We start from the raw sequence: 15,552 nt of genomic DNA on the forward strand, positions 1-15,552 counted from the left end.
GGACGTCGGATGCAGGGGTTAGTACTGCAACTGACGCGCGTCGGGTTCCTTTTGCTTCTATGGCTATTCATTTGGTCGGTACTCCGCATTCTGCGTACCGATATTTACGCCCCCACCGGTGCGGTCATGGTGCGCCGTGGACTGGCATTGCGGGGAGGCCTGTTGCCCAGCCGCCAACGTCGCGGCATCGCCCGTCATCTGGTAGTCACCGAGGGTGCTCTGGCCGGCACCCGCATCACGCTGACCAGCCAACCAGTGCTGATCGGCCGGGCCGACGACTCCACCTTGGTACTGACCGACGACTACGCATCGACACGGCACGCCCGGCTGTCGCCCAGAGGCTCCGAGTGGTACGTCGAAGACCTAGGATCGACCAACGGTACATACCTGGACAGGGTGAAAGTGACGACGGCGGTAAGGGTTCCAATGGGGACGCCGGTTCGAATCGGCAAGACGGTAATTGAGCTGCGCCCGTGACACTTGTTCTCCGATACGCCGCGCGTAGCGACCGCGGCCTGGTCCGCGCCAACAACGAGGACTCGGTGTACGCCGGTGCCCGGTTGCTGGCCCTGGCCGACGGCATGGGCGGTCACGCCGCCGGTGAGGTGGCCTCTCAGCTGGTCATCGCCGCGCTGGCGCACCTCGACGACGACGAGCCCGGTGGCGACCTGCTGGTCAAGCTCAACAACGCGGTCCACGACGGCAACGAAGCCATCGCCGCGCACGTCGAAGCCGACCCCGAGCTTGAAGGCATGGGCACCACGCTGACCGCCATCCTGTTCGCCGGGAATCGGCTGGGCATGGTGCACATCGGCGACTCCCGCGGCTACCTGCTTCGCGACGGCGAGCTGGTGCAGATCACCAAAGACGACACCTTCGTCCAGACTCTCGTCGACGAGGGCCGGATCACCGCCGAAGAAGCCCACAGTCACCCGCAGCGCTCACTGATCATGAAGGCTCTCACGGGGCACGAGGTCGAGCCGACGCTGACAATGCGCGAAGCCCAGGTCGGCGACCGCTATCTGCTGTGCTCCGACGGGCTGTCAGACCCGGTCAGTCACGAAACCATCCTGGGCGCCCTGCAGATTCCCGACGTCGTCGACAGCGCCGATCGACTGATCGAGCTGGCCCTGCGCGGTGGCGGCCCGGACAACGTCACGGTCGTGGTGGCCGACGTCGTTGACTACGAATACGGCCAGACCGCACCTATCCTGGCCGGTGCCGTCTCCGGACAGGACGACGACACTCTTCCCCCCAACACCGCCGCCGGTCGCGCCGCAGTGTTCAACCCCAAGCGCGCCGAAGCCGCCAAAAAGCCTGTGGCGCAACTCGATCCGCCACCGCACAAGAGTCATACCCGACGCAACGTGATCATCGGGGCCATATCACTGATCGTGCTGCTGCTGGCCGGTCTGGCCGTCGGCCGCATGATCATCCGCAGTAATTACTACGTCGCCGAGCACGACGGTTCGGTGTTCATCATGCGGGGCGTACAGGGCTCACTACTGGGCCTTCCGCTGCAGGAGCCGTACCTGTTGGCTTGTCTGGACGGCCACTCGGCACTGACCATCATCGGCGTCGACGACAACCGCGCCGACTGCCAGCCGATGAAGATCGGCGACCTGCGTGAGTCCGAGCGCGCCCAGGTCGCCGCAGGCCTGCCCGCCGGCAGCGTCGATGACGCGATCCGCCAACTCAAAGAGCTCGGCCACACGTCGTTGTTGCCTGTCTGCGCGCCTGCGGTCGTGACACCCCCGGTGGTGGCACCGCCGATCGTCGTGCCGCAACCGGTACCCGCTCCGCCCCCGGGCGCTCCGGCACCGTCGGCCTCCGCCGCACCCGCACCGGGCGCTCCGACGCCGCCCTCACCCGTGCCCGCATCGCCGGTACTGACCGCCCCGACGCCAGCCCCACCTGCAGGCCCCCCGACCATCGCAGCGCCGGCCCCCACGGTCACCGCGTTGCCGCCTCCACCGCAGGAGCCGGGCACCAACTGCCGGACAGAGTCATGACGACCCAGCCGCAGTCACCGGTCACCGTCCTCCCTCCGCTGCCCAACCGCCGCAACTCCGAGTTGCTGCTGCTGGGGTTCGCCACAGCCATCACCATGGTGGCGTTGTTGATCGTGGAGGCCAATCAGGAACGCGGGCTGCGGCTGGATCTCGTCAAATTCGGTGTCGGCTACGTGCTGCTTTTCGGCGTCGCGCATGTGGTGGTGCGGCGCTACGCACCGTATGCCGACCCGCTGCTGCTGCCGGTGGTGGCGCTGCTCAACGGCCTGGGTCTGGTGATGATCCACCGGCTCGACCTGGCCGCCGGCCCGCGGCCGACCGGTCTGGTGCCTGGAGGCAACGCCAATCAGCAGCTGCTGTGGATGTTAGCCGGCATCGTGGTGTTCGCCCTCGTGCTGATCACCGTGCACGACCACCGCATGCTGGCCCGCTACGGCTACCTGTGCGGGCTGACCGGCCTTGTGCTGCTTGCCATTCCGGCTCTGCTCCCTGATTCTGTCGCCGAGCAGTACGGCGCCAAGATCTGGATTCGGTTGCCCGGCTTCTCAATTCAGCCCGCAGAGTTCTCCAAAATTCTGCTGCTCATCTTCTTCGCCAGCGTCCTGGTGACCAAGCGCGGGCTGTTCACCAGCGCCGGCAAGCATGTGCTGGGCATGGACCTGCCGCGACCCCGAGACCTGGCCCCGCTGTTGGTCGCCTGGGTCGGGTCCATCGGCGTCATGGTGTTCGAGAAGGACCTCGGCGCCTCGCTCCTGCTGTACGCGACGTTCCTGGTGCTGCTGTACGTAGCCACCGAGAAGGTGAGCTGGGTGATCATCGGACTGGCGTTGTTCGGCCTGGGAAGCGTTGTGGCATACCACCTTTTCCACCACGTACAGGTCCGGGTGCAGAACTGGCTGGACCCGTTCGCCGACCCCGACGGCGCCGGCTACCAGATGGTGCAGTCGCTGTTCAGCTTCGCCACCGGCGGCATTTTCGGCACCGGCCTGGGCAACGGGCAGCCCGGCACCGTGCCCGATGCGTCGACCGACTTCATCATCTCCGCGGTGGGGGAGGAGCTGGGTCTGGTGGGCTTGGCGGCGGTGCTGATGCTCTACGCCGTCGTCATCATCCGGGGTCTGCGCACCGCGATCGCCGTGCGGGACAGCTTTGGCAAGCTGCTGGCCGCCGGCCTGTCTGCAGCGCTGGCGCTGCAGCTGTTCATCGTCGTCGGCGGGGTGACCAAGTTGATCCCACAGACTGGTCTGACCACCCCGTGGATGTCCTACGGCGGGTCGTCGCTGCTGGCCAACTATGTGCTGCTGGCCCTGTTGCTGCGCATATCGCACGTCGCCCGTCGACCCGTCGCCAACCGCAAGCCCAATACAACGTCGATCGCGGCGGCCAGCACTGAGGTGATCTCCAAGGTATGAACACCTCGCTTCGCCGCGTCGCCATGCTGGTCATGGCGCTGATCGTGTTGCTGCTGGCCAACGCGACCTTCACCCAGGTGTTCGCCGCCGACGGTCTGCGCACCGACCCGCGCAATCAGCGAGTGCTACTCGATGAGTACTCGCGTCAACGCGGGCAGATCACCGCCGGCGGCCAGCTGCTGGCCTACTCGATGCCCACCAACGGGCGGTTCCGGTACCTGCGCATCTATCCGAGCCCGTTGGAGTACGCGCCGGTGACCGGGTTCTACTCCCTGCTCTACTCGAGCAGCGGCCTGGAACGCACCGAGGACAGCATCCTCAACGGCTCTGACGAACGGCTCTTCGGGCGCCGACTGGCGGACTTCGTCACCGGCCGCGACCCGCGCGGCGGCAACGTGGACACCACGATCGTCCCGCGGGTACAGCAGGCCGCTTGGGACGCCATGGGACATGGGTGCAATGGCGGTCCGTGCAAGGGCTCGGTCGTCGCGCTGGATCCGGCCACCGGGAAGATTCTGGCCATGGTGTCCGCGCCGTCGTACGACCCGAACCTGCTGGCTTCGCACGACGGCGCCCAGCAGTCTGCGGAGTGGCAGAGATTGCGGGACGATCCCGACTCGCCCTTGCAGAATCGAGCCATCTCCCAGACCTACCCGCCGGGCTCGACGTTCAAGGTGATCACCACCGCGGCCGCCCTGCAGGGCGGCGCCAATCCGGACACCCTGCTGACGTCGGCGCCCCGGATCACGTTGCCGGACAGCACCGCAACGCTGGAGAACTACGGCGGCAGTCCATGTGGCAGCGGCCCTCAGGTGACGCTGCGTGAAGCATTCGCCAAATCGTGCAACACCGCTTTCGTGGAACTGGGCATGCACACCGGCGCCGACGCCCTGCGCTCGACGGCCAAGCAGTTCGGCCTGGATTCATCCCCGCCATCGATTCCGCTGCAGGTGGCGCAGTCCACCGTCGGGCAGATCACTGACCCGCCGGCCCTGGCTATTTCCAGCATCGGCCAGAAGGACGTTGCGATGACCCCCCTGCAGAATGCGATGGTCGCTGCGACCATCGCCAACGGTGGTGTCACCATGAGCCCGTATCTCGTCAACGACTTGAAGGGACCCGACCTCTCCAACATCGCCGCCACTGCACCGCACCCGCAGCGGCGAGCGGTCTCATCCCAGGTCGCAGCTACACTTACTGATCTGATGGTCGGCGCCGAGCAGGTGACGCAGCAGAAAGGGGCCATAGCCGGCGTGCAGATCGCATCCAAGACGGGCACCGCCGAACACGGCACCGATCCGCGCAACACCCCACCCCACGCTTGGTACATCGCGTTTGCACCGGCGCGGAGCCCTAAAGTGGCTGTCGCGGTCCTCGTGGAAAATGGTGGCGACCGTTTGTCCGCGACCGGCGGTGCACTGGCTGCACCGATCGGGCGGGCCACCATCGCTGCGGCGCTTCGGGAGGGATCATGAGCGCGCGGGTCGGAGTAACGCTGTCCGGCCGCTATCGACTGCAACGGCTGATCGCCACCGGCGGCATGGGTCAGGTCTGGGAGGGCGTCGACAGCAGGCTCGGGCGCCAAGTCGCCATCAAGGTGCTCAAGGCCGAGTACTCCACCGACCCCGAGTTCGTCGAGCGGTTCCGGGCCGAAGCTCGCACCGTCGCCATGCTGAACCACCCGGGCATCGCCAGCGTCTACGACTACGGCGAGACCGAACTGGACGACGCGGGCCGCACCGCCTACCTCGTGATGGAACTGGTCAACGGCGAACCGTTGAACTCCGTGATCAAGCGCACCGGACGGCTGTCTCTGCGGCACTCGCTGGACATGCTCGAACAGACGGGACGCGCCCTGCAGGTCGCGCACAGCGCCGGGTTGGTGCACCGCGACGTCAAACCGGGCAACATCCTGATCACCCCGACCGGCCAGGTGAAACTAACCGACTTCGGCATCGCCAAGGCCGTCGACGCAGCTCCGGTCACCCAGACCGGCATGGTGATGGGCACCGCACAGTACATCGCACCCGAGCAGGCGCTCGGCCATGACGCAACTGCCGCCAGCGACGTCTACTCACTGGGAGTTGTTGGCTACGAATCGGTTTCGGGTCGTCGACCATTCACCGGTGACGGCGCCCTGACCGTGGCGATGAAACACATCAAGGAACCGCCGCCCCCACTGCCGTCCGACCTGCCGCCCAACGTCCGCGAGCTGATCGAAATCAGCCTGGCCAAGGACGCCGCGCACCGATACCGCAGCGGTGGTCCCTTCGCCGATGCGGTTGCCGCTGTGCGCGCCGGTCGCCGCCCTCCGCGGCCCAACCAGGCTCCGACCATCGGGCGGGCTACCCCGGCCACCATCCCGTCGAACACCCAGGCTCGTACAGCCGTCGACGCCAACCCTCGGCCCCCGGCCGCAGCACCGCGGCCTCGCGCGGCCGTCGGTAGCCATCGACCTTCGTCGCCGCCACCCGCACGCCGCACCTTCTCACCGGGTCAGCGCGCGCTGCTCTGGGCCGCCGGCGTGCTGGGTGCCCTGGCGATTGTCATCGCCGTGCTGATCGTGCTCAACGCACAGGACCGCAAGGCGCACCCGTCGTCACCGCCGCCGACGGTTACCAACACCATCACCGAGACCACCAAGACCCCGGGTGCCCTGGCTCCGCAGTGGTCAACCGCAGGCCCCCTGCCCTGGCATTCCGACGGGTCAAACCAGCTATGAGCACCCCCCAGCACCTCTCTGACCGCTACGAACTCGGTGACATCATCGGCTTCGGCGGCATGTCCGAAGTCCACATCGGCCGCGATCTGCGCCTGCACCGCGACGTCGCGGTCAAGGTGCTGCGCGCCGACCTCGCCCGCGACCCGAGCTTCTACCTGCGCTTCCGCCGCGAAGCCCAGAACGCCGCCGCGCTGAACCACCCGGCGATCGTCGCGGTCTACGACACCGGCGAGGCCGAGACACCCAACGGGCCGCTGCCGTACATCGTCATGGAGTACGTCGACGGCGTGACGCTGCGCGACATCCTGCACACCGATGGCCCGCTGAGCCCGAAACGGGCCATCGAGATCATCGCCGATGCCTGCCAGGCGCTGAACTTCAGCCACCAGCACGGCATCGTGCACCGCGACATCAAGCCGGCCAACATCATGATCAGCAAGGCCAACGCGGTGAAGGTCATGGATTTCGGCATCGCCCGGGCGATCGCCGACAGCGGTAACCGGATGACCCAGACGGCCGCGGTGATCGGCACCGCGCAGTATCTGTCGCCGGAACAGGCCAGCGGCCAGACCGTTGACGCCCGCTCGGACGTCTACTCACTTGGATGCGTGCTGTACGAGCTGATCACCGGCGAGCCCCCATTCGTCGGCGACTCACCCGTCGCAGTGGCCTACCAGCACGTCCGCGAAGACCCGGTGCCCCCGTCGCATCGGCACCCCGGCATCTCCGCGGACCTGGACGCCGTCATCCTCAAGGCGCTGGCCAAGAACCCGGACAACCGGTATCAAAGCGCTGCGGACATGCGCAACGACCTGATCCGGGTGCACAGCGGCGAGTCCCCGGATGCGCCGAAGGTGTTCACTGACGCCGACCGCACAGCCCTGATGGGCGAGGGCGGCTACGGCCCCCGCACCACGGCGCAGGACCAGATCTCAGTGCGGCCAGTGCCGTACGCCGCCCGTGATCGCGGTACGCCGATCGGGCGCTGGCTGATCGCGGTAGCGGTGCTGGCGGTGCTCACCGTGGTGGTGACCGTCGCGATCAACATGATCAACGACAAGCCGCACGACCAGCAGATCCCCGACGTCCGCGGGCAGGCCCAGGCCGACGCGGTGGCCAATCTGCAGAATCGCGGCTTCAAGACCCGGACCCAGCAGCGGCCGGACTCGACCGTGGCACCCGACCACGTGATCGGCACCGAGCCCGGTGCCAACACGTCGGTTTCCGCGGGCGACGAGATCACCATCAACATCTCCACCGGCCCCGAGCAGCGCGAGGTGCCCGACGTCTCGAAGCTGACGCCCACCGACGCCATGGCCAAATTGCAGTCGGCCGGCTTCCGAAATATTCAGCAGACGGTGTCCCAGTCCCTGCCGGAGCAGAAGGGCAAGGTCATTGCGACCAACCCGCCGGCCCATCAGACCTCGGCGATCACCAACGTCATCACGATCATCGTCGGGTCGGGCCCGGGCCTGGTGCCGATTCCCGACACCGCCGGGCAGAGCTCCGAGGTGGCGAAAGGCAACCTGACCACGCTGGGTTTCACTGCCGTCCTGATCGCTCCGGTCGACAGTCCGCGGCCCTCCGGTGAAGTGATCGGTACCGATCCGCCCGCGGGTACACCGACCGCCAAGGACGCCCCGGTGACCCTGAAGGTGTCCGAGGGCAACCAGTTCGTCATGCCGAACCTGTCCGGCCAGTTCTGGACCGACGCTGAACCGAATCTGCGGGCGCTGGGTTGGACAGGGGTGCTGATCAAGGGTGCCGACGTGCAGAACAGCGGTCAGCGCAGCAACGCGGTGGTGAGCCAGAGCCCGGCGCCGGGCGCGGGAGTCAATTTCGGCGCATCGATCACGCTGAGTTTCGCGCAGTAGTTCAGATCGGGTGAGCCGCGGCTATGAGACCCGCGGCTCAGCCATACCATTCAGCCGCGCCGTTCAATTGCCGGCTCAGCCGCGCCGTTCAATTGCCGGCTCAGCCGCGCCGTTCAATTGCCGGCTCAGCCGCGCCGTTCAATTGCCGGCTCAGCCGGCGATGGCATCCGCGACGTCCCGCTCCAGCCGCCGCACCAAACCCTCATCCGGCGCCTCGCCACAGACACCCAGCCAATTGGCCAGCATCCGGTGCCCACCCTGGGTGAGGATGCTCTCGGGATGGAACTGCACACCGTGGATCGGCAATTCGCGATGCCGCACAGCCATGATGACGCCGCTGTCGGTATGTCCGGTGGCCTCCAACTCGGCCGGCAAGGTCTCCGGCAGGATGGTCAGCGAGTGATAGCGCGTGGCCGTGAAGGGGTCCGGAAGTCCTTGCAACACACCGATATTCGCGTGATGCACCAGGCTGGTCTTGCCGTGGAGGAGCTCGGGTGCGCGGTCCACCGTGCCGCCGAACGCCACCCCGATCGCCTGGTGGCCCAGGCACACGCCGAGCACCGGCGTCCCGCTCTCGGCACATGCCCGCACCAGCGGAATCGTCGCGCCGGCTCGTTCCGGTGTTCCGGGGCCGGGACTCAATAGGATGCCGTCGAACTCGTCGGCTACCGCCGCCAACCCCTCGGGCGAGGACACCCGCTCGTCGTCGTTACGCCAGACCTGAGCGTGCACCCCGAGCTGGCCCAGGTACTGGACCAGGTTGAACACGAAGCTGTCGTAGTTGTCGAGGACGAGAACCTGCATGTCGCCAGGCTACTGGGTACCCAATCGGACTACCGGAGTCAGTGGCTCATCAATACGTGATCGGACCGGCCGGCTTTGCGTACTTCAACTTCAACGGGACTCGGTGCCCGACCACATCTACCGACGGTCGGGGGTCCTCGGTGTAGCCGAGGCCAAACCGGACCACGTACTGCCGGTACAACGTCACCAACGGCGCGGCGACCAGCGCCGCCCGCATGGCCGCCACATCGCCGATCACGGTTATGACGTACGGCGGACTGTAGGTGCGGCCGTTGAGCAGCAGGGTGTTGCCCACGCAGCGCGGAGCCGACGTCGCCAGAATGCGCTGGTCCTGCATCTGGATTGCCTCTGCGCCTGCGCTCCACAGCGCGTTGAGCACCGCCTGGATGTCCTGTTGGTGCACAACCAGATCGTCAGGGGCGGCGTCACGTGGGAACTGGCCCTGGGCGTCGCGCTGAGCGTCGTTGAGGGTGATCACCATGCCCGGGCCACGCATCGCGTCCAGCCCGAGGTCCAGGGCCAGCTCGTCCGCGCGGGAGGTGATTGCGCTCAGTGCCGCTCCAGCACCGGAAGTGCCACCGTGGTGGTTGTCCAGTTGATGCTGCAGGTCGTCGCGTTGGGCTGTACGAGCGCTGACCGTCTGCTGAGCATCGCGAACCATGTCGACGAGCCGCGGCGAATCACTGCGGCGGATTTCATTGCCCCCGGACACTCCGTGGGTAGTGCCCAGCAGGAGCCCCGCCAGCAGGCAGACGACAGGCACGCCGAACCGCCACCGGGAGTGGTGCGGCTGGGGTTTTGTCGCGTGATCTCCGCCTGCCGGGTTCTGCGAGTTCCGGACCGGGGGTTGACCTGCGTTAGGCTCAGTGTGCATACCGCTCCATAGTCGCATCGAATCGCCGGATTTTCCCGCGTGCCGGGCGGCACCGACTGCCCGCAAAGGTTCCCATGCCCAAGTCCAAGGTCCGTAAGAAGAATGACTTCACCGTCAACCCGGTGAGTCGGACGCCGGTCAAGGTCAAGGCCGGGCCGTCGAGTGTGTGGTTCGTGGTGTTTTTCTGTGCCCTCATGCTGATCGGGCTGCTGTGGCTGGCGGTGTTCCAGCTGGCGGCGTCCAACCCGGTGGGTACTCCACACCTTCTGCAGTGGATGGCTGACCTTGCTCAGTGGAACTACGCCATCGCGTTTGCCTTCATGATCACGGGCCTCCTGCTGACCATGCGGTGGCGCTGAGCTGGTCAACGTAGTCAGAGCGTTACATACGGTCCATTTTCCGTAACTGCGCTGGCTACCAACAAGACCCCCAATCACACCAATGTGATTCATCCCCATTGGGGATAGCATCTGTGGATAACTCGATTCCCCACGGTGAGGGGGTGTGAACAACTCATGCAGCAAACTCATTGGGGCCCTCGAACGGCGGCAATCGCTGGTTGCGCGGTCTTTGGTGTGATGTTGGCTACTATATGTGTGACGTCCGTCACAGATGCGCCCGGCCGTGTCCTCGCCGGTGCCGCGGCCGTCGGTCTGCTCGTGTTTGCCGGCATGTCGGTGCGCGCACGACCAAAGCTGGCAATCAACTCAGCCGGTCTAACTGTTCGTGGCTGGTGGCGAACCACGACATACACCCGTAGCGAGCTGAAAAGCGTGCGCATCACCGAGTTCCGTCGCATTGGACGTAAGACCCGGTTGCTAGAACTGGAGACCGACGACGATCGATTGCTGGTGTTCACCCGGTGGGACTTGGGAACGGACCCCATTCACGTACTCGACGCACTGACCGAGGCCGGCTACGCGCCCGGTCAGGATCACACCGCCTGAAGCCCACCTGAACGCACACGGCGCGGCTGGTCACCCCTGAGGGCCCGGCCGCGCCGTGCGTTGAACGTTTGTCAGGAAATGGTGATCGACTCGATCACGACCGGCTCGGTCGGACGGTCGCCGCGATCGGTGGCGGTGGTGGCGATGGCATCGACGACCTGCTGCGAATCCCCATCGACAACCTCACCGAAAATGGTGTGCCGGCGGTTCAGGTGGGGCGTCTTGCCCACCGTGATGAAGAACTGCGAACCGTTGGTGCCAGGCCCGGCGTTGGCCATAGCCAGCAGATAGGGCTTGTCGAATGCCAGCTCCGGGTGGAATTCATCGGCGAACTGGTAGCCCGGGCCGCCGCGGCCGGTGCCGGTGGGGTCACCACCCTGGATCATGAAGCCATCGATGACCCGGTGGAAAACCGCGCCGTCGTAGAAGGGACCCGACGCGCTGCCGGAGGCGTTCTGGGTGCTGTAGTCCTTGGTGCCCTGCGCCAGACCAACGAAGTTGGCGACGGTCTTGGGTGCATGGTTACCGAACAGAGCGATCTTGATGTCACCGCGGTTGGTGTGCAGCGTCGCGGTCGCTGTCTGAATTGGGCTCGTCACGGAAAACCAGTCTGCCACCCACATTTTGGGCACCGAACCCGCCCCCGGCGAATACCGTTGACGCCATAGCCCACGGCGGTGGAGTCTGGGGTGCGGCATCGGCAGAGAGGGTCCTCCATGAGCAGCGAGATCGACACCACCGAAGGCGACAGCGCCGACGATAAGCGCCCAGGTCCGGGTTCGCGACTGGCCCACGGAGTGAAGCTCTCGGTAGCCGGGCCTCTGTACATCCTGCTCGGCCTACTTGGGTTGACCAGGGGAGTGTTGGGCTTCGGTATCGGTTCGGTGCTTGCCGGTGCCCGGTGGGCGGGCGGACGCTGCCGCGGCTCGGAGGAGGGCGGTCAGGATCTCGCTTTGGTCCAGGAGGTGGCGTCCTCAGGACGGCGCCGGCGGCCGTTGCTCATCGTCGGAGTGACGGTGGCCGTGCTGGCGCTCGGTGGCGTGGCCTTCTCAATCGTCCGACGTTCAATGCAGCCGGAGCCGTCGCCATTGCCGCCGAGTGTGGATGTGAATCCGCAGCCTTAAAGCACTCGAGCGTTGGCTTGCCGTTGGCGGCGCGCCATCTACAAGAAATGTTCGCTGGCTCTCGCCGATGGGCCTGAGTAGTTCGGTACTCGTTTCCGTCGCACAGCGTCCCGCCACTGCCTGGGATACGGCGGCGGAGGACACACGAGCTGGCATTGCCGAACCTGCGACGCCTTGCTCGGTGGGCCGCCGATGGCGAAGCACTGCACGGCATTAGAGGGGATCGGGCAGCACCTGGCCGCCGTCCATCGTTGAGCAGCTAGGGTCCGGCGGCGCAGGCACGAAATTCGAGGTAAGCGAGGCCAGGGTGTGACCGATGTCGTCTCCAAGCGACGCCGGGGACGGTCTGGTGACGCCCGGCTGACGCCGCGGGCGCAGCGTTGAGGGCCGTGATGGCCCTGCCCCCGCAGCATGTCTCCGACCCGCCGGGCGCCCGGCGCGCCTTGGAACGAGCGCGCCCCGGAACCGAGCCGGGCCTGGGGGCGCCCCGCAGCCCGGTCGCCGGGATGGCAGCCCGGCCGAGCGCGGTTCCCGTGCAGCGGGCCTGCGCCGGCGGCGGGAGCGGGGGCGGGGGCGATTGCCATTGCGACGAGAAGGAGGAGCCCGCCGCGGCCCCAGTCCAGCGGCGGGCAGGAACCTCCGGCGGTGCCGCTCCGGCGACGGGCCTGGCTGCCGGCGTCGAGGACGTCGTCCGCGGCAGCGGCGCCCCGCTGGACGCCGGCCTGAGAGCCAGCATGGAGGCCGCGCTGGGCGCTGACCTCGGTGCCGTGCGCATCCACACCGGCCCCGGACCCGCCCGCTCGGCCCGGGCGCTCAACGCGGTGGCCTACACCACCGGAACCCACGTCGTATTCGGGGACGGGGCCTATGCCCCCGCGACCACCGAAGGTCGGCGCACACTCGCCCACGAACTCACGCACGTCGTCCAGCAGTCACGGGGACCAGTAGCCGGTCAGCCAACCGCCGACGGGCGGCTCGCGCTGAGCGCGCCCGCCGACCCCTTCGAGCGGGAGGCCGATCAGACAGCGGCCCGGGTGATCGGGCGGATACCGCCTGCCACGGTGCCGGCGACTCCCCGTCTGATCCGGCCGGCGTCGCGGGGCGGAACCGCCCCAGTGCAGCGTCTCGCCCAAGGCGAAAGCGAATACAAGGGCCTGAAATGCGACCTCGACCACCTGGACACCGAATGCGGAGGAGCCGCTGCGAGTTGCCAGACGGTCGCCGAATACTGCAAGAAGTACCCGGACGCCGCGGCCATCGACACCTTGCACGCCAACGCCGTAGCTGGTGCGACACAAAAAAAGGAGAAGCTCCCGAATGCCGCCGCCAACCTGCTCCACTTCCTCGACGGCTCCGGCACCGAGCGGGTGCTGCCCGTCCCGCTGGTGCGCGACCACCCGGCGACCAAGGACAAGCTGGACGGCGAGCACCTGCAGAAGTTCCTGGAGGGCGCCAAGAAACGCTTTGACAAAGGCGAGCTGAAGATCGGGGGCACGGTGGACATGAAGTGGACCGGTACGGCCAACGCTTTCACGGGCAGTCTCGACGACGACCTTGGCCTGGCCCTCGGCGGGTACACGCTGTGCTCCAAGGTGACCGCCAAGGCGGAGAACCCGAAAGACGTCGGAGGGAACCCGGATTTCCTATGGGTGCACCTGGAACCCTGGACGGTGCAGGCGTTCGATTGCTACAACTGGGACCCCGGCAAGGGCATCAACTTGCCGGGCGCCACGGACAACGACCTGTGCTGCCTGCAGAATGCAGGGAAAGGCAAGCACTTCCGGGTCCACACCGATGCCTGGTCGCGCCCGTCTCAGCTCGAGGCCATCCGCATCGTCCCCGAGAAGCCTGCCGCCCCACCGCCGCCCAAGAAGGAGAAGAAGGAGGAGTCCAGCCGGTAGACCGGGTGCCCCCGCCGATTTAGAGCGGATGGACTGGAGCGCCTCCGTCTACCGCACAGGAATAGAGGCTCCCCGTCCACTATGAGGCCTTCATAGACAACAGACACAGCCGGGAATAGCCCGGCCTCGGTCTACCTTTCGGGCAGCCTGCCCTAGAGCACCTCGACGCCCGGCACCGGCCCGTCCGATGTGGAGGCCGTTGGGGTGGCCGTAAAATAACTTGCTGACGGCGGGGATTACTCGCAGGTGTGGGCAAAATGTGGGCACGGATGAGAAAAGCGGCCTCGGTAGCTAGTACCGAAACCGCTTCTGAACTGCTGTTTTGACTTGTGGAGCCTAGGAGATTCGAACTCCTGACATCTGCCTTGCAAAGGCGAATCACTGTGCTGTTCAAGGGGTTACAGTCTCCCCAACCTGCGTAAACACATGACAGCGGTTCACGGTAGTTATCTGTAACTGTGTCCATTATGTGTCCACGATGCGCCCAGAACCGGTCAGATCAGCGGAACGCCTTGTTGAACTCGCGGAAGTTGCCTGCAGGTAAGTAGACCCCGAATCACGGGCGTTTATACGGGGAAAATACGGAGTAGCCGCAACTACTGCGGACGGCGGCAGCCACAGAATCGAACTTAGTCGTCGCCACCCTGCCAGTTGCCACCCTGCGAGTCGCCGTCACCACCGTGCCAACCTGGGCGCCATCCGTCCCAGTGCGGCCCCCACCATCCGGGCCCGTTCACGCATGCGGATGCATACCCGAAAGGGCCGGTGACGCAGGCACCTGGACCATGATCTGCTGACGCTTGACCCGCGCCGGCGACCGTGAACGCCGCCGGCACTGCCAGCGCGCCGAGTCCCACCGCGGCCTTTCGGAGAATTTCTGACCAGCTCATGCTGCCTCCAATCTCGCCGACCCGCGTATTGGTGAATGTCCCTGGGCGAGCCCGTTGAAACGCGCAGGCCTGACCAAACCTGACCCAGCCCACGGGAGCAACTGCAACCATCGACGGTCAGTGACGACTCGCCCGCTACCGGTCCGGCCTACCACCGGGTGCCGTCCATCCCCGGAATCACGCACCGGCCGTCAGCGGCCACCCGCCCAATCAGCATGCCGTCATACCCCGTGCACGATGAGTTGAGCGCCTCACAGGTGTTGATGGACGTGATCACCTTGTCGGGGCCGCAGGCGGAGCCGGGTCCTGGCGGGTCGGCATTGGCGACGGGGGTGCTGAAGCCCAACGTCAGTATTGCTGCGGCAGCAACGACGAGTGAGCGAGTCGCGTCGAACATGATCGGTACCTCCGGCCAATGGCCCCCGACAAGCAGTAATGCTACCCGTGTGGTCCTAAGCCGTTTCCGATGATCGCGCGCCAGATTTGCTAGGTGAGCTGGAAATGCACACCGACGCAGTGCCTGCCGGCACGTTCGCCTGCGCGGCCGTTTTCCTGTGGACAATCCACCAGTCCCGTTCTGGACGCCCAGCCTCTAAGCCCTAATCGCTCCCGGCGGCAGCCACAGTGTCGCGGTCAACGAGGACTGTTGGTTGCCGCTGCGGACGCTCAGTTCGACAACCGCGATCCACGAACCATCCGCTCGCCTGACCCAAGCCAATTGGCGGGCTGGCATCTCGTAATCGATCTGTAGGCCGCCGGCCTTGACCCAGAGGGGTAGTTCGTCGCGGCGAGTCCCGGAGGTTGGCAGGCAACTCGTGTTGACCATGGCTGTGCGATCGCAGGGGATCAGGGTTCGATAGCCGGCGATGTTCTCCCACGACTCGAACATGCATTCGATTATCGCATTGAGTGGGTGCCACCGGGACGTCGACCGTGATGGACCGGCCAACGGACCGACTACTCGACTGGCGGCTCACGACCACGCAGACTCA

At 66.3% G+C, this 15,552-nt stretch carries 16 protein-coding genes; 10 read left to right on the plus strand and 6 right to left on the minus strand.

Annotated elements, in window-relative coordinates:
• The first annotated feature begins 9 nt into the window (after positions 1-9).
• Genes M2432_RS09800 through pknB form a run of 6 tightly spaced genes read left to right on the plus strand, consistent with a single transcriptional unit; the run spans position 10 to position 8,020 of the window.
• Positions 10-477 (plus strand): FHA domain-containing protein, encoded by a 468-nt coding sequence (locus tag M2432_RS09800; RefSeq protein WP_280826604.1) that lies wholly within the window; start codon positions 10-12, stop codon positions 475-477.
• Positions 474-2,012: a protein phosphatase 2C domain-containing protein gene (locus tag M2432_RS09805; RefSeq protein ID WP_280826605.1), complete on the plus strand. Its 1,539-nt coding sequence runs from the start codon at positions 474-476 to the stop codon at positions 2,010-2,012. The genes M2432_RS09800 and M2432_RS09805 overlap by 4 nt, the downstream gene beginning before the upstream one ends.
• On the plus strand, positions 2,009-3,424 hold the full coding sequence (locus M2432_RS09810) for an FtsW/RodA/SpoVE family cell cycle protein (protein WP_280826606.1): 1,416 nt from the start codon (positions 2,009-2,011) through the stop codon (positions 3,422-3,424). The genes M2432_RS09805 and M2432_RS09810 overlap by 4 nt, the downstream gene beginning before the upstream one ends.
• Positions 3,421-4,899: a D,D-transpeptidase PbpA gene (gene pbpA, locus M2432_RS09815; RefSeq protein WP_280826607.1), complete on the plus strand. Its 1,479-nt coding sequence runs from the start codon at positions 3,421-3,423 to the stop codon at positions 4,897-4,899. Before M2432_RS09810 ends, pbpA begins: the two co-directional genes overlap by 4 nt.
• Positions 4,896-6,146, plus strand: coding sequence for a protein kinase (locus M2432_RS09820; RefSeq protein ID WP_280826608.1), 1,251 nt, complete (start codon positions 4,896-4,898; stop codon positions 6,144-6,146). The genes pbpA and M2432_RS09820 overlap by 4 nt, the downstream gene beginning before the upstream one ends.
• Positions 6,143-8,020 carry a Stk1 family PASTA domain-containing Ser/Thr kinase gene (gene pknB / locus M2432_RS09825; protein WP_280826609.1) on the plus strand — a complete coding sequence of 626 codons (1,878 nt, stop codon included), beginning with the start codon at positions 6,143-6,145 and terminating at the stop codon, positions 8,018-8,020. The genes M2432_RS09820 and pknB overlap by 4 nt, the downstream gene beginning before the upstream one ends.
• 150 nt (positions 8,021-8,170) lie before the next feature.
• Here the strand turns inward: pknB and M2432_RS09830 are convergent, their stop codons facing one another.
• A complete protein-coding gene (locus tag M2432_RS09830; protein WP_280826610.1) occupies positions 8,171-8,824 on the minus strand; it encodes an aminodeoxychorismate/anthranilate synthase component II in 654 nt (217 codons plus the stop codon).
• A 49-nt stretch (positions 8,825-8,873) separates the two neighbouring features.
• Positions 8,874-9,698: a DUF881 domain-containing protein gene (locus M2432_RS09835; RefSeq protein ID WP_280826611.1), complete on the minus strand. Its 825-nt coding sequence runs from the start codon at positions 9,696-9,698 to the stop codon at positions 8,874-8,876.
• Positions 9,699-9,772: 74 nt separating this feature from the next.
• Here M2432_RS09835 and crgA point away from each other — a divergent pair, with 74 nt between their 5' ends.
• Positions 9,773-10,057, plus strand: a complete 285-nt coding sequence (crgA, locus tag M2432_RS09840) for a cell division protein CrgA (protein ID WP_280826612.1) — start codon at positions 9,773-9,775, stop codon at positions 10,055-10,057.
• 156 nt (positions 10,058-10,213) lie between these two features.
• Entirely contained in the window at positions 10,214-10,645 is a 432-nt protein-coding gene (locus tag M2432_RS09845) for a PH domain-containing protein (RefSeq protein WP_280826613.1), read from the plus strand.
• 71 nt (positions 10,646-10,716) lie between these two features.
• Here the strand turns inward: M2432_RS09845 and M2432_RS09850 are convergent, their stop codons facing one another.
• Complete coding sequence (locus tag M2432_RS09850) at positions 10,717-11,262, minus strand: peptidylprolyl isomerase (protein ID WP_280826721.1); 546 nt, start codon at positions 11,260-11,262, stop codon at positions 10,717-10,719.
• A 99-nt stretch (positions 11,263-11,361) separates the two neighbouring features.
• On the opposite strand from M2432_RS09850, the gene cwsA reads away from it, so the two are divergent.
• Positions 11,362-11,769, plus strand: coding sequence for a cell wall synthesis protein CwsA (gene cwsA / locus M2432_RS09855; RefSeq protein WP_280826614.1), 408 nt, complete (start codon positions 11,362-11,364; stop codon positions 11,767-11,769).
• A 392-nt stretch (positions 11,770-12,161) separates the two neighbouring features.
• Positions 12,162-13,670 (plus strand): DUF4157 domain-containing protein, encoded by a 1,509-nt coding sequence (locus tag M2432_RS09860; RefSeq protein WP_280826722.1) that lies wholly within the window; start codon positions 12,162-12,164, stop codon positions 13,668-13,670.
• A gap of 629 nt (positions 13,671-14,299) precedes the next feature.
• Here the strand turns inward: M2432_RS09860 and M2432_RS09865 are convergent.
• The 3 genes from M2432_RS09865 to M2432_RS09875 form a co-directional block, all read right to left on the minus strand.
• Complete coding sequence (locus M2432_RS09865; protein ID WP_280826615.1) at positions 14,300-14,560, minus strand: hypothetical protein; 261 nt, start codon at positions 14,558-14,560, stop codon at positions 14,300-14,302.
• A gap of 148 nt (positions 14,561-14,708) precedes the next feature.
• Complete coding sequence (locus tag M2432_RS09870) at positions 14,709-14,957, minus strand: hypothetical protein (protein ID WP_280826616.1); 249 nt, start codon at positions 14,955-14,957, stop codon at positions 14,709-14,711.
• 195 nt (positions 14,958-15,152) lie between these two features.
• Positions 15,153-15,449, minus strand: a complete 297-nt coding sequence (locus tag M2432_RS09875) for a hypothetical protein (protein WP_280826617.1) — start codon at positions 15,447-15,449, stop codon at positions 15,153-15,155.
• Positions 15,450-15,552: the final 103 nt, after the last annotated feature.

The sequence above is a fragment of the Mycobacterium sp. OTB74 genome (genome assembly GCF_029892685.1).
Lineage (GTDB): Bacteria > Actinomycetota > Actinomycetes > Mycobacteriales > Mycobacteriaceae > Mycobacterium.